We start from the raw sequence: 14,102 nt of genomic DNA, 5'->3' as shown, positions 1-14,102 counted from the left end.
TCTGTATTTATATAGGAAGGAAGCGTTATCTTGGATACCAGACAATTAGAATACATCATTCAGATCAGTGAAGAACGCAGCATCACCAAAGCTGCCGAAAAGCTTTTTGTCACGCAGTCTGCCTTAAACCAGCAGCTGCAAAAGCTGGAAAATGAACTCGGCATCGCCCTGTTTGTCCGAAACCGCTCCGACTGGCAGCTGACTCCAGCCGGGGAAATCTATGTGCGGACCGCCAGGCAGATTTTGAATTTAAAGAAAGATGCCTACAGCCAGATCGAGGACTTAAAAGAAAGCGGCAGCCGCCGTATCAGCCTGGGGCTCATCCCGGAGCGCGGTGTCAATATGTTTACCGCCATCTATCCGGAATTTCACCGGACATTTCCGGATACCCGCATTGAACCGGTGGAGTGTAATGTCCGCACCATGCAAAATCTCATCACAAAAAACGAACTTGATTTAGGGCTCATTACCCTGATGCAATCCCAGAAAGATGAAAACACCTATCTTCATATGAAAGACGAAGAAATCTTTCTGGCAGTTCCGGTCAGCCATGCACTGGCGCACCTCGGAAGCTGTAAATCCGAAGATGCGCCTGAAATCAGCTTATCCCGCTTTTCCGCGGATCCTTTCATTCTGATCACGCGCCGTTCGACGATGTATCAGCTGGAGGAGGCGCTGTTTTCCCAGGCCGTTTTCCAGCCACAGGTGCTCTTTTCCACCAGCAGCAATGTCAGCAAATACCGCATGGTCCTCGCCGATGTAGGGTGCGCCCTGCTGCCGGAAATTTTCGCCCAGTCCGATCCCGGAATCCGGTATTTCCGTCTGGAAGGTCATCCAAGCTGGGAAGTCACCATGTGCTGCAGAAAAAATGCATATTTAAGTCATGCGGAAGAGTATTTTCTGGAATTGTGCAGAGCGTACTGGAAACATAATTGAATCAGCGGACGCGCCACCGGCGCCTCCTCAATATGCTATGTAAGCAAAAGAAAACAGCCAGATTCCGGCAATGCCGGAACCTGGCTGTTTTCTTATATGACACTTTCTTTTATTCGGATTAGCGAACCATGCACGGTTTCTTGTTATCGAAAGTCCAGCCTGGGATTAAGTACTGCATACCAACAGCGTCATTACGAGCGCCCTTGCCATAGCACTTGTCCATGTACAGCTGATGAGCCTTCATAACCTGGTCACGGTCAACCTCTACACCAAGACCCGGCTTCTTCGGCAGGTCGATGCATCCGCCTACGATCTGCATCGGCTCTTTGGTCAGGCGCTCACGGCCCTCCTGCCAGATCCAGTGAGTATCGATACCGTTCATCTTGCCCGGGATTGCAGCTGCACACTGTACAACCATAGCCAGGGAGATATCGAAGTGGTTATTGGAATGGCAGCCCCACATCAGACCGAAGTCGTTGCACAGCTGGCCAACACGTACGGAACCTTCCATGGTCCAGAAGTGCGGATCTGCTAACGGGATATCTACGCTCTGCAGAGCGATTGCGTGGCACATCTGACGCCAGTCCGTGTTGATCATATTGGTTGCGGTCGGCATCATGGTTGCTTTTCTGAACTCAGCCATAACCTCACGGCCTGAGAAACCATCCTCAGCACCACACGGATCCTCACAGTAAGCCAGAACCTTCTTTAAGTCCGGAGCAACTTCCAGAGCCTCTTTTAAGCTCCAGCAGCCGTTCGGGTCAAGGTCTACACGTGCGTTCGGGAATGCTTCCTTGATAGCGGTAACAGCCTTAACCTCTTCCTGAGGAGCTAAAACGCCGCCCTTCAGCTTGAAGTCTTCGAAGCCGTATTTCTCGTTGGTAGCTTTTGCCAGTGCCACGATTGCTTCCGGAGTCATAGCCTCCTCGTGACGCAGACGGTACCAGTCGCACGCTGCATCCGGCTCTTCCTCATACTCAAGGTCGGTTTTCTTGCGATCGCCAACATAGAACAGGTAAGACAGGAAACGAACTTTCTCTCTCTGGATTCCGTCGCCCATTAATGCTGCAGCCGGAACGTTTAAGAACTTACCAAGTAAGTCAAGAAGCGGAGCCTCTACTGCGGTTACTACATGTACACCAACACGCAGGTCGAAGGTCTGCAGACCACGCTTGTCGTCTTTGATGTTAGCAGACAGCCATGCACGGATCTTGTTTAAGGTCTGCTTGTAGTCGCCGATGCTGGAACCGATTACGAGATCTTTGATCTGCTCTAATGCAGCAGTGATCTTCTCACCGCCCGGAACCTCACCGATACCCTCGTTACCGGTGCTGTCGGTCAGGATCACGATGTTACGGGTGAAGTACGGAGCATGTGCACCGCTTAAGTTCAGCTCCATGCAGTCGTGTCCTGCAACCGGGAAAACTTCCATCTTTGTGATTGTTGGAATCTGATTCATTGAAATACCCTCCTTATATATGATAAATATTATTGAGTTCTTGTATCTCTTACTGATGCTATCATAGCACGAACAGGCAAATAAGTAAAATTAATAGTATTTATATTTCTCTTAATATTTTTGCTTGTTTATCTTTCTCCGGAAACCTGTTATAATGATCCATATCAGTTTTATTGTACGGATATGGTTGGCTGGCTGACGACGGTTTCTGCCTTTTTTGGCATTATATAAGGAAGAACTCATGTCGCAGCGATCCCGGGAGGTTTTCATGGATACAAAGCAAATTGAATACATATTAAAAATCGCGGAAGAAAATAATATTACCAAAGCAGCAGAAAAACTTTTCATCACCCAGTCTGCCTTAAACCAGCAGCTTTTAAAGCTGGAAAAAGAACTGGGTACCCCCTTGTTTCACCGTTCCCGCACCAACTGGCGCCTGACGGAAGCGGGGGAAATTTATATCGAAGGAGCCAAAGCCGCCCTTCAGATCAAAAATACCACTTATAACCGTATTTACGATGTCGTCAGTGCCCGCAAAGGACACCTGACACTGGGACTGACTCCCGGCCGGGGACTGCGCATGTTTACTGCAATCTACCCGGAACTGCACCGCAACTTTCCAAATCTGGATGTGCGCCCGATCGAGATGCGGGTGCGTGCCCAGCAGGAAGCGATCGCCAAAGGGGAGATCGATGTCGGTCTCATGACGCTCTCACCCAGGGACCAGACCAACGACACCTACTATTCCTTAAAAAAGGAAGAACTGGTACTCATTATCCCGGATGGACACCCGCTTGCCGAAAAGGCTGCGCCCGACGGGGAACCCCTGGCGGTCCTGGACTTAAATGAACTGTGCTACGAACCTTTTGTACTGATGGACAAATCGTCCACCCTGCGCTCCATGTGCGACACCCTCTTCGAGAAAGCCGGTTTCGCCCCAAACATTCTCTTTGAAACCAACAATACCAGCGGCATTGCCGCCATGGTACAGTCCACGCTCTGCTGCGGCATTATTCCGCGGTACTACACGCTTGGACTGGACAAAGGGGTTGCCTGCTTCTCGCTCCCGGACCGCCCGTCCTGGGAGATCACCATCTGCTGCCAGAAGCACGGATACTTAAACTCCGGTGCCAGGGAATTTATCCGCCTGGCAAAGCAGTACTGGGAAAACTCAGAGCCGCTGTATTAAGAGTTATCATTAATTTTTTTAAGAGATGGCTAAGTACAGTTAATTTTACTTATGTACTAAATTTGGTTATAATGCCTCTTGTCATAATTTTATCACTTCCCGCAGCACCTTTCAAGAAAGATTGCGGACGCATCCCCCCATTTTTTACGATGCGTAGAAACTGCTGTAAAACATGCATCTGACACATCATGGAACATCCTTGGTTTTCGTCATGCAGCTGCCCCCGCAGCTGTCCTGTATGTTTCCAAATGCATCATGCAGCAGCGAAGTGAACACACTACAGAAAGAGGTATCTATATGTCACATGAAACACAGATGCTGCTTGGCCTGTTCTTAGGCATCGCGATCATGATCTTCCTGGTTATGAAGACCAAGACCCACACCTTCATCGCGCTGCTGCTCGCTGCACTGATCACAGGTCTGATCGGCAAAATGTCCCCATCTGAGGCAATCACTGCTATTCAGGACGGCTTCGGAAACACGTTAAAAAGTACCGGTATCATCATCGGCCTCGGCGTTATGATGGGCGGTATCCTCGAGAAAACCGGCGCTGCAGAGCGTATGGCCTATTCTTTCATCAAGAAGATCGGCAGCGGCAAAGAGGAGCTTGCCCTTGGTATCACCGGATGGCTGGTATCCATCCCGGTTTTCGCAGATTCCGCGATCGTAATCTTTGCCCCGTTATGTAAGGCAATGTCCCGCGTAACCGGTAAATCGGTTATCGCCCTGGCCCTGGCTCTTGCCTGTGGTCTGCAGTGTACCCACGTTATGGTTCCGCCGACTCCGGGTCCGTTAACCGCTGCCGGCATGATGGGCGTTGACGTTGGTCAGATGATCATCGCAGGTGCGCTGATGTCCGTTCCGATCCTCATCGCAGCCCTGCTTTACGCAAACTGGATCGGCAAAAAGATCTACCAGATCCCGCGTGAGGATGGTACTTACGACCGCAAAGAGTTCAAGAAAGAATACTTAAAGACCATGGATCAGTTAGATGAGATCATGGGCGGCAAAGAGCTTCCAGGTCTCGGCGAGTCCCTCGCTCCGATCCTGATTCCGCTGGTTCTCATCCTGAGCAAGACCGTATGCGATTTCATCGGTGTAGACAAAGAGAGCTTCCTTTACAGCATCATCACCCTCTTAGGTTCCCCGATCGTAGCACTTGGTCTTGGAACGACCCTGGCTGTTTACGGTCTTGGCAGAGACATCCCGAAGGATGAGCTCATGAACATCATGGGCGACAGCATCAAAGATACCGGTATGATCATGCTGATCACCGGTGCAGGCGGTTCCCTCGGAAACATCATCAAAGTCAGCGGTATCGGCGATGTACTCGGCGCAACCGTAGTTTCCTGGCCGATTCCGGCTATCCTGATCCCGGTTCTGATCGGTGCCCTGATGCGTCTTGCACTTGGTTCCGCAACCGTAGCGATCACCACCGCAGCATCCCTGACTGCTCCGCTCATCACCACCCTTGGCTTAAATCCGGTTCTGCTGGCACAGGCTTCCTGTATCGGCGCGATCGCATTCAGCTACTTCAACGACAGTGGTTTCTGGGTGTTCAACGGTATGTTCGGTCTGACCGAGATCAAAGACCAGCTGCGCTGTAAGACAGCCGTATCCTTCATCATGACAGGAGTTGGTATTGTCGAACTGCTGATCTTAAATATGATCTGGAAATAATATTTCTTCTATATTATATAGGAGTCTGTCAAAGAAAGAGACGGAAGAACTGCTGCGGCAGTTCTTCCGTCTCTTTCTTACTATGTTAATCCAGTTCCAGTCCTTTTTTATAATGCTGATAGGTTTCCAGTGCGGAAAGATCCACATCATCCGTTGTTACCGGCTGTCCCTTCTTTACATCGTTCAGAAGTACAGAGCCATTTAACAGGTAGAACGGCGCTGCATTGCCGGTTGCTTTCCGTTCCAAAAGCTCCGGTGTCAGACCATCGATGGAATGATGGTGTCCCTCGACCTTCAGAACAGTACCTTTCGGCAGGTCGCGCTGTGCCACACCGGCCATAACCGAAACCTGACGGCACTCCTCATGCGTTCCGATTCCCATCAGATCACCGAGCAGAATGGATACCGGGGTTTCCAGTCCCATGTAATGATATGGATAATAAATGCAGCAATATTTGCCGTTCTTACTCATCACATGTCCTTTGCCTTTTAAGATATCCCACATCTTCTCGTTTTCACATTTCACAACAATAAACTCGCCGCCGCAGAAGCTGGCCTCGTCTTTTCCTCTCAGGTTGTAGAACACATCCACAACACCGGTTTTATCCAGGATACCGCCATCTTCCTTCGGGATAAAGATATTGGCAAGTTCACTGGCTTTCGCAATCGGGTAGCTTAAGAATGGGGAGGACGGTACCATTCCGGTCACATTGGATACCAGGTTCATCTCACACAGGTCTGCGGAAATGACTTCACGGTATTTCTCTAACAGGCGGCTTCTCTCTTCCAGCGTCTTGGTTCCTTCATAATACCAGCAGTTCTGCATTTCCGGAAGCTGCTCCGGAGCTGCATTGCCATCCAGATAAGTAAATTCACCGGTCTCACGGTCCCATACAAAATCATACTCACTGGATTTACCAGCTGCCACGATCTCAAGTCCAAGGAGCTTTGCCCAGGACCACAAATCCAGAAGGTTTCTCGGCTGGTCACCATTTACCAGTGCATAAACGGCATTGTGTTTTGCAGCAATCTGGTTTAACAGCGGTCCGCAGACACTGTCGGTTTCCTTTGATACCATATAAACATTGATGCCTCTCTCCAGTGCTGAAATGGCCGCATCGGAGCTGACCTTAGTATTTCCAGTACATTCTACCAGGGCCGTGATGCCGCACTCCATAACCAGGCGGTAGTCGCTGACAATTAAAACCGCATCTTCCGGAGCCGCATGGATTTCCTCAATGTTCGCACAGGCAATGATCTGCTTGTCGCCAAATCCGGTCTCCTTTAATACCGCCTCGCACTCTTCCAGATGACGGGAGCAGATGACGCGCAGTTCCATGTGCGCCACCTTCGGCATCTGTGCCAGAAGTGTATAACCATATCCCTTTGTAGCTCCTACGATACCAACCTTTGATACTTTTCCACTGTTATCCTTTAATAAATTTGTGTAATCCACAACAACATCACTCCTTATCCTCTATTTTCCACATGCGTACGGTTTTGTTCTTTTCCAGTTACCCACACGCTTATTTGGGGGGAATCTTTACTTCCATGAATCCTGTATTATGGGCGGAACACAATCTTGATCGCTGCATCATCCTTATCGGCCAGATCAAATCCCGCCTTGATATCAGCCAGCTTAAACTCATTGGTAATGAGCGGTTTGATCTTTACGCTTCCCTGAATGATCGGGCGCATGGTTTCCGGTACCCACACATATCTCTGCTGCCAGGTATGATGAACCAGGCAGGTATTCACAAACTCCAGTCCGTCATCATGCCAGCGGCTGATGTTTAACGTGATCGGAGTCGTTACCCAGCTGTAAAATACAAATTTGCCATTATGTTTGATCATCGCGCTGGCTGCATTGAAGGATTCTGCGGTTCCGGCTGCCTCAACAACCACATCCGCACCTTTGCCGCCAGTCAGGGCTTTCACCTTTGCAACCGGATCTTCTTCTTTGGAGTTGATCACGATATCCGCACCGAGTGATTTTGCCAGATTCAGTTTGCCTTCCAGCACATCCACCACGATCACCTGGTAAGCTCCTTTTAATTTAGAACACTGGGCAATGATCTGTCCGGCGTAACCGCCGCCCATAACCACAACGGTATCACCCAGCTGGACACCGGTATTTAATCCGGAGTACATGGCACAGGCGGTCGGCTCTCCGAGTGCCGCAATATCCATATCCAGTCCTTCCGGAACTGGCTGCAGCTGAAACGCTTTGGACTTAAAGTAGTCTGCAAAGTTGTTGTTCCAGCCAAATGCCATAACCTGATCGCCAACCTTATAATCGCTGACACGGCTTCCGACAGCAACAACCGTACCGCCGCTCTCATGTCCAAGCAGGAATGGAAATTCCGGCGGCTGGCGGAACTCTGCAGTCTGCGGCGGCATAAAGCCCCGGTAAAAGCTCTTATCTGATCCGCAAATTCCCATCATATGGTTCTTTACGATGATGTCATCCTCGCCGCATTCCAGTTCACGCTCAATCAGTTCGATGTCATAGGCTTTATTCAGTCTTGCTGCTCTTGTCACAAATTTTTCCATAACTGCTTCTCCTTTTCGTCATTTTTTGTTTTCGACAGACTAATGAATCTCAAATGTGCCGCTGCGTCTCATCGCATCTTCCGTAAACAGCCGACAAGACACAGCATTGCTACCTTATGTAATACATTTTCCCATGTAATACCATTAGATCACATGCAGGGCAACTAAAATACAGGTGATGACTGCTCCGGTAAATCCTGCTACGGTAGATGCACCACCGACTGCACGGATACCCTGGTTCACATCCATGTTGGACATGGAAACGGTTACCCAGAAACCGGAAGAGTTTGCATGTTTGAACATCAGGGCGCCAGTACCACATGCCAGGAAAGCTGCAACCGGAGAGATTCCCAGCGTTGCAAGCATCGGCTCAACCAGTGCTGCTGCAGTCATAACACCCAGTGAGTTGGAACCGGTAACAACATGGATCAGTGCTGCGATGATGATCGGGATCAGGATTGCCGGGAATGAAGACTGCATAACGATCTCTGCGATCTTGTCTGCAACGCCTGCATTCTTTACAAATACAGCCAGTGCACCGCCCATACCGGTTACGATGATCGGCATTGCTGCTGCGGTGATACCTTCATTTACCCAGTCATTTAAGACTTTCTTGGTTTTCCACTCTTTACCGCACAGGAGCAGGGAACTGATACATCCGCTAAACAGTGCTGCTAACGGGCTTCCGATAAAGGCCAGGAAGTTTGCAACCGGAGTTTCCGGAATAAGAACCGATGCAACGGTATTTAACAGGATCAGAACCAGCGGAAGCACGATCGGCAACATGGATTTTGACAGGGACGGAAGCTCCTGTCCTTCGCTTTCTGCCGCTGCCTTCAGGAACTCTTCCTTCGGCGCAACCGGTGTCTTTAATGTCTTACAATAGAAAACAGCTGCAATAACGCTCGGGATTGCAACAATAATACCCCAGAGGATTGCCTGTCCTAACGGAACATTTAATAATGCTGCTGCAGAAACCGGACCAGGTGTCGGCGGTACCAGAGAAGCGGTTATCAGCGCTCCACTGTAAAGTACTGTACCAAAACTCATCATGGATTTTTTGGACTTTACTGCTAACAGGGATACAATCGGGATCAGCAGGATCACTACGGTATCTGCAAAAATCGGAATACCAAGGATTGCAGAACTCAGTGCGATGGCCCAGATGATGTTCTTGTCACCAAACAGGTCGATCGCCCATTTTGTAATGCGGACTGCTGCACCGGTCTTTTCCAACACGGTGCCCATAGCACATCCAAGGAAAATTACGATTGCTACACTCTTAATGGTTCCCGAAAAACCACCATTGATGGTGCTTTCAATATCCTGCCACGGTGTCTTTAACGCAATGGCGAGAACCAGTGCTGCAATCAGGATACCAAATGCTGCATTCACTCTGCATTTTGAGATCAAAAAGATCATCAACGCAATAGCGATTACAAAAACAATAAGTACATACGATGTTGACATAAATGTAACCCCCTTTGTTATTTTGTATGCCATAATGCTTTGACCATCTTTAAAGCACAAATCATGCCAACTTTTTCCTGAATATTTTATCAATTACGAAAAATAATTCCACAAACGTACTGTTTACGCGCCTTTTCGATCTGCAATGAAAAGAAAAACGGGGATGAAAATTTTCTATTTCCTCCCCATTTTTTCTTTCCCATCGGTCGCATCCGTCTATTGCAAACATTGCATTTTTATTGTTATTTGCAACACTATGCGTTGTATTGCATCATTTTTCTATCGTTCATCCGCGATTCCGTATTTTTTCATTTTCCGCCACAACGTAGACCGGTCGATTTCCAGCATAGCTGCAGCTTTTCCCTTATTTCCGCCGCTAAGCCGCAAAGCCTGACGAATGCGTTCTTCCTCCCCAGGCAAAATCTGCGCAGAAGTCTTTTGCACTCCCGCTTCCACTAAAACGGAATTTCCGTTTTTTGCCCCATTCTGCTTCTGCGGTTCCGGCGCCAGATCTGCCGGATACAGCGCCTCCTGCATATCCTGCACATGGATCGTGCTGCCCTCATGAAGGACATAGACCCGCTCTGCAATGTTTCGCAGTTCGCGGATGTTTCCGCCAAACGGATACTGGTGCAGCAGCGGAAATACCCCGTCTTCAATTTTTAATGGTTCCTGATCAATGTTCTTTTCCATTCCCTGAAGCTGATTCACAAACAGCAGTTCCACATCATTTTCCCGCTCTCGAAGCGGCGGCAAAAACAGGCGGAGCACATCCAGACGGTAGACCAGATCTTTTCGAAACGTTCCTGCCTCTGCCATTTTCTGAATGCTTTTATTAGTAGCAGAAATGATGCGCACATCGATATCGATGACTTTGTCATCGCCGATCCTGCGCACCTGCCGTTCCTGCAGCACGCGAAGAAGCTTGGTCTGGATCGCCATCGAAACCTCTTCCACCTCATCCAGAAACAATGTTCCTCCGTGTGCCTGCTCAAACAGTCCCATTTTTCCGCCCTTGCTGCTTCCGGTAAACGCACCTTCCACATAACCAAACAGTTCACTTTCCAGCAGATTTTCCGTAAGTGCCGCACAGTTCACTGCCACAAACGGTCCATTTTTCCGGCTGCTGGCATTGTGGATGCTCTGCGCAAAAAGTTCTTTTCCGGTTCCGGTCTCTCCGACAATGATGATGTTCGAATCGGATGCCGCATACCGTTTGGCAATCTCAATCGTCCGGTCAATCACCTTTCTCTTGTGGAGGATATGTTCAAAGGTATAGCGCGCCTTCAGGCCCCGCTCACTGAGTTTTCGCCGGATCTGGCTTTCCAGTTCCTGGATCTTGGTCACGTCAGTCAGATTAAATACTGCACCGGAACATTCCTGGTTTGCAATAACCGGAGAACATTTTACGGAAACCGTCAGCTTCGTGTCCGGAATGGCAAGTAACCGGGTCTCTGCGTTTCCGGTCTTCATCACACTCTGGAATAAGGGATACAGCCACGGAATTCCTTCTTTAATCTTTCGTCCCTTGATGCTGACATTTCCATTCATCTGCCGCGCCACGCGATTTCGCACCTGAATTGTGCCACTGCGGTCCACGTAAAGAAGTCCGGCATCGGAAGTATAAATGACGGTCTTATACATCTGCGCGATCACCCGCTCCTGGCGGACACGTTCCACCGTATGGATCGCCTCATCCAATGCCTGCGCAAATGCCGCCGTACCCGTCTGGATCACAACGGAATTCAGCCCGCGCTCCTTTGCAAGCATATTGGCTGAGTAACCGCCGATCAGCGCATCGCAGCCTTCCCGCATCGCCCGGTCCAGCGCTTTTGGCAAATCCTGGTTTCGTATCGGAGCATAGATTTCCGCCTCAACTCCCAGGATCTGACAGATACTGGCCGCCTCATACAGATTTTCTTCAAATCCGCAGATCGCGATCTTCTTCGGATGATAGGTTTCCCGGCACTCATAAATCGCCCGCGTAATATCGAAGCCGGAAATATGGACCCGGATCGTTGGGGTGGTATCCGAATATTTCGCAATCGTTTTCTGCGCCGTGTAGCCTCTGGCAATGATCGCATCGTAAGCTCCGACCGGAATATCCGGCATTTCTTCCACGATAAGAGCCTGCACGTCCGCGTCAACTTTTTCATGTTCCGGATGCTTTGCCACCACTTCCTTGACCTGTTCCATCAGTTCCGGATACGGAACCACAAACAATAAACGTATCATATTGGTAACCACCTTCCCGTATATTTTGACCCTGGTATACCGGATTGTTTCGCACTGCGTGCTCCCACAATCCTCAAAACATTCATAATCCGCTCATTTTTCTGCGAAAAATGGCTACTTATTCATGTTTTGGCGGGGCTCAAATTCAAAAATCCTCTTGCAAGCAAGCTTGCATCAGATTTCTGAACTTTCGCCCCTGGTATATTACATATTGCATATTGCATCATAATCGTTCAAATTGCATGAATTGTAATTCATGTTACAACACTGCAACAGGAACTGTCAAGGCTGCGTCCGACACCTTTCGCCCATTTTTTTATTCTGTTTTCATACACAAATCCTCACGCAGCCGCGGTTTTGGTCAGACTCACTCGGTTTTCCTGCCGTTTTCATTCCACCTGGCATGATTTTTGCTATTTATCATAAGATAAGGCATCTTATTTCTGCCCGATTCTATTTGTTACTGTTCACGCGCTGCGCAGACAGCAACGGATTTTGTGGTGTTTTGCATCATCACAGTTACAAACCTTTACAGTAAGGAGGACGTTTCTATATGGCCATCTTAGGATGTATCGCAGACGATTTCACCGGAGCAAGCGATGCTGCTTCGTTTCTTGTAAAAGGCGGCATGAGCGTACAGCTCTACAACGGAATTCCAGAAGACACCGCCGACTTAAAACCGGTTCAGGCGATCGTGATCGCCTTAAAATCCCGGACACAGGAAACTGCACAGGCAGTTTCGGACAGCTTAAAAGCCGCTGCATTTTTACAGGATCAGGGAATCTCCCACCTTTATTTTAAATACTGTTCCACCTTCGACTCCACACCGCACGGCAACATCGGACCGGTATGTGACGCACTCATGAAGCAGATGCACGCTTCCTATTCCCTTCTGTGCCCGTCCCTGCCTGTCAATGGACGGACCGTCCGTAACGGAAACCTTTTCGTAAACGGAGTCCCGCTGAATGAAAGCCCCATGAAAGATCACCCGCTTACGCCAATGTGGGACAGCCGGATTGCAGAACTGATGCGTCCGCAAAGCCAGTACCCGTGTCAGGTTCTTTTACGCGGCACCGCGTGGCATGAGCCGGAGCCGGAACATGCGGAACCATTTTACCTGATTCCTGATTACGAAACCGATGAGGACGGCACATTTATCGCCCGGCAGTTTGGTCATCTGCCGTTTTTGTCCGGAGGCAGCGGACTTTTAAAACCACTGGCAGAATGTTTAATCCCGGCTTCCGAGAAATCCGGACAAATTCCGCAGACAGCCGTTCCAGGCAAAGCCATCCTGATCGCAGGCAGCTGTTCCAAAATGACGCTTGCGCAGATTGCTGACTATCAGGCACAAAACATGCCATCCGTACGCATGGATCCGCTCGCCCTTTTAAACGGCACACAAACCCTGGATCAAATCTGGGAATTTATCGAGCAGCACACAACGAAGGATCAGGCTGTTCTTGTATACAGTTCTGATACCCCGGACAAAATCCGCAAATATCAGGAACTCGGGACCGAAAAGATTGCCGCATTGCTGGAACAGACTTCCGCCAATCTGGCACAAAAAGCAGTTGAACATGGTTATACCCGCATCATTTCTGCCGGCGGCGAAACCTCCGGTGCCATCACAAAAGGACTTCATTTCTCCTCTTACCAGATTGGAGAAAGCATTGCCCCGGGTGTCCCGGTCATGATCCCGGCAACACGTTCCGACATTCGCCTGGTATTGAAAAGCGGAAACTTTGGACAGGAGGATTTCTTCTCCCGTGCCCTTGCCATGACAAAAGAAAAATAATTTATGGAGGCATTGTTTATGAATACAGAACAGGAATTAGAACAGAAATTAGAGGACGCCGTGTGGGCAGCACACAGCCTTTTTGAGCGGGGAAAAACTTCCGGTTCTTCCGCCAATATGAGTTTCTATCATGATGGGAAAATTTATGTCAGCGCCAGCGGAACCTGCTTTGGCACGCTGACCAAAGACGATTTTTCCGTCCTGCTTCCGGATGGCACACACGTAGCAGGAAGAAAACCGAGTAAGGAATGGCCGCTGCATCTGGCTCTTTTTGCAAAATCACCAGATATCAAGGCAGTCATTCATACGCACAGTCCCTATTCCATTCTGTGGAGTTTCGTCCCGGATTTAAATGAAACCGACTGCATTCCGGATCACACACCTTATCTGAAAATGAAACTGGGCACAGTCGGCATGATTCCATACGAAAAACCAGGTTCCCAGGAACTCTTTGCCGCATTCCGCGAACGCGCTGCTGCCAGCGATGGCTATCTTCTGAAAGCACACGGTCCCGTTGTTCCGGGCAAATCCATTATGGATGCATTTTACTGTCTGGAAGAGCTGGAGGAAAGTGCGCATATTGCGTGGGAACTGTATCGCACGAAACTGGGCTGATATCAGACCAGAATTGCAGACCACAAATCACTGAGCAAAAACCCGAAATATCCGGCAAGTTTCGTCGGATATTTCGGGTTTTCTTTGGGTTTTCTTTGGGTTTTCTTTGGGTTTTCTTTTGGTTTTCTTTGGGTTTTCTTCGTAGTTTCTGCGTGATTTCTTCGGCCCTC

General features: G+C 49.1%; 10 protein-coding genes. 5 read left to right on the top strand and 5 right to left on the bottom strand.

Annotated elements, in window-relative coordinates:
* Positions 1-30: 30 nt before the first annotated feature.
* Entirely contained in the window at positions 31-936 is a 906-nt protein-coding gene (locus DXB18_RS09715) for a LysR family transcriptional regulator (RefSeq protein ID WP_118542405.1), read from the top strand.
* Positions 937-1,054: 118 nt separating this feature from the next.
* Here the strand turns inward: DXB18_RS09715 and DXB18_RS09710 are convergent, their stop codons facing one another.
* Positions 1,055-2,395: an enolase C-terminal domain-like protein gene (locus DXB18_RS09710; RefSeq protein WP_118542403.1), complete on the bottom strand. Its 1,341-nt coding sequence runs from the start codon at positions 2,393-2,395 to the stop codon at positions 1,055-1,057.
* 268 nt (positions 2,396-2,663) lie between these two features.
* Between DXB18_RS09710 and DXB18_RS09705 the strand changes: the two genes are divergently transcribed.
* Positions 2,664-3,584 carry a LysR family transcriptional regulator gene (locus DXB18_RS09705; RefSeq protein WP_118542461.1) on the top strand — a complete coding sequence of 307 codons (921 nt, stop codon included), beginning with the start codon at positions 2,664-2,666 and terminating at the stop codon, positions 3,582-3,584.
* A gap of 297 nt (positions 3,585-3,881) precedes the next feature.
* A complete protein-coding gene (locus DXB18_RS09700) occupies positions 3,882-5,264 on the top strand; it encodes a gluconate:H+ symporter (protein WP_118542401.1) in 1,383 nt (460 codons plus the stop codon).
* 85 nt (positions 5,265-5,349) lie between these two features.
* Here the strand turns inward: DXB18_RS09700 and DXB18_RS09695 are convergent, their stop codons facing one another.
* The 4 genes from DXB18_RS09695 to DXB18_RS09680 form a co-directional block, all read right to left on the bottom strand.
* Entirely contained in the window at positions 5,350-6,720 is a 1,371-nt protein-coding gene (locus tag DXB18_RS09695) for an SAF domain-containing protein (protein ID WP_118542399.1), read from the bottom strand.
* Positions 6,721-6,827: 107 nt separating this feature from the next.
* Entirely contained in the window at positions 6,828-7,817 is a 990-nt protein-coding gene (locus DXB18_RS09690) for a zinc-binding dehydrogenase (protein ID WP_118542397.1), read from the bottom strand.
* A gap of 144 nt (positions 7,818-7,961) precedes the next feature.
* Positions 7,962-9,287, bottom strand: coding sequence for a GntP family permease (locus DXB18_RS09685; protein WP_118707496.1), 1,326 nt, complete (start codon positions 9,285-9,287; stop codon positions 7,962-7,964).
* Between the two features lie 279 nt (positions 9,288-9,566).
* Positions 9,567-11,522 (bottom strand): sigma 54-interacting transcriptional regulator, encoded by a 1,956-nt coding sequence (locus tag DXB18_RS09680; protein ID WP_118707494.1) that lies wholly within the window; start codon positions 11,520-11,522, stop codon positions 9,567-9,569.
* Positions 11,523-12,075: 553 nt separating this feature from the next.
* Here DXB18_RS09680 and otnK point away from each other — a divergent pair.
* Together otnK and DXB18_RS16560 are read left to right on the top strand one after the other, a co-directional pair.
* Positions 12,076-13,317 (top strand): 3-oxo-tetronate kinase, encoded by a 1,242-nt coding sequence (otnK, locus tag DXB18_RS09675; protein WP_243103314.1) that lies wholly within the window; start codon positions 12,076-12,078, stop codon positions 13,315-13,317.
* A gap of 18 nt (positions 13,318-13,335) precedes the next feature.
* Positions 13,336-13,932 carry a class II aldolase/adducin family protein gene (locus DXB18_RS16560; protein ID WP_243103312.1) on the top strand — a complete coding sequence of 199 codons (597 nt, stop codon included), beginning with the start codon at positions 13,336-13,338 and terminating at the stop codon, positions 13,930-13,932.
* The last annotated feature ends 170 nt before the right edge of the window (positions 13,933-14,102 follow it).

The organism is Clostridium sp. OM02-18AC (genome assembly GCF_003481825.1).
Classification (GTDB): Bacteria; Bacillota; Clostridia; order Lachnospirales; family Lachnospiraceae; genus Brotaphodocola.
The sequence above is the reverse complement of the archived record's forward strand: the minus strand, read 5'-3'. Positions and strand labels throughout refer to the sequence as shown.

What these genes read in the sequence shown, in the direction of transcription:
- DXB18_RS16560 (WP_243103312.1), top strand. Translation starts at nt 13,336, where the DNA reads ATGAATACAGAACAGGAATTAGAACAGAAATTAGAGGACGCCGTGTGG.
- DXB18_RS09680 (WP_118707494.1), bottom strand. Translation starts at nt 11,522, where the DNA reads ATGATACGTTTATTGTTTGTGGTTCCGTATCCGGAACTGATGGAACAG.
- DXB18_RS09710 (WP_118542403.1), bottom strand. Translation starts at nt 2,395, where the DNA reads ATGAATCAGATTCCAACAATCACAAAGATGGAAGTTTTCCCGGTTGCA.
- DXB18_RS09705 (WP_118542461.1), top strand. Translation starts at nt 2,664, where the DNA reads ATGGATACAAAGCAAATTGAATACATATTAAAAATCGCGGAAGAAAAT.
- DXB18_RS09690 (WP_118542397.1), bottom strand. Translation starts at nt 7,817, where the DNA reads ATGGAAAAATTTGTGACAAGAGCAGCAAGACTGAATAAAGCCTATGAC.
- DXB18_RS09685 (WP_118707496.1), bottom strand. Translation starts at nt 9,287, where the DNA reads ATGTCAACATCGTATGTACTTATTGTTTTTGTAATCGCTATTGCGTTG.
- otnK (WP_243103314.1), top strand. Translation starts at nt 12,076, where the DNA reads ATGGCCATCTTAGGATGTATCGCAGACGATTTCACCGGAGCAAGCGAT.
- DXB18_RS09700 (WP_118542401.1), top strand. Translation starts at nt 3,882, where the DNA reads ATGTCACATGAAACACAGATGCTGCTTGGCCTGTTCTTAGGCATCGCG.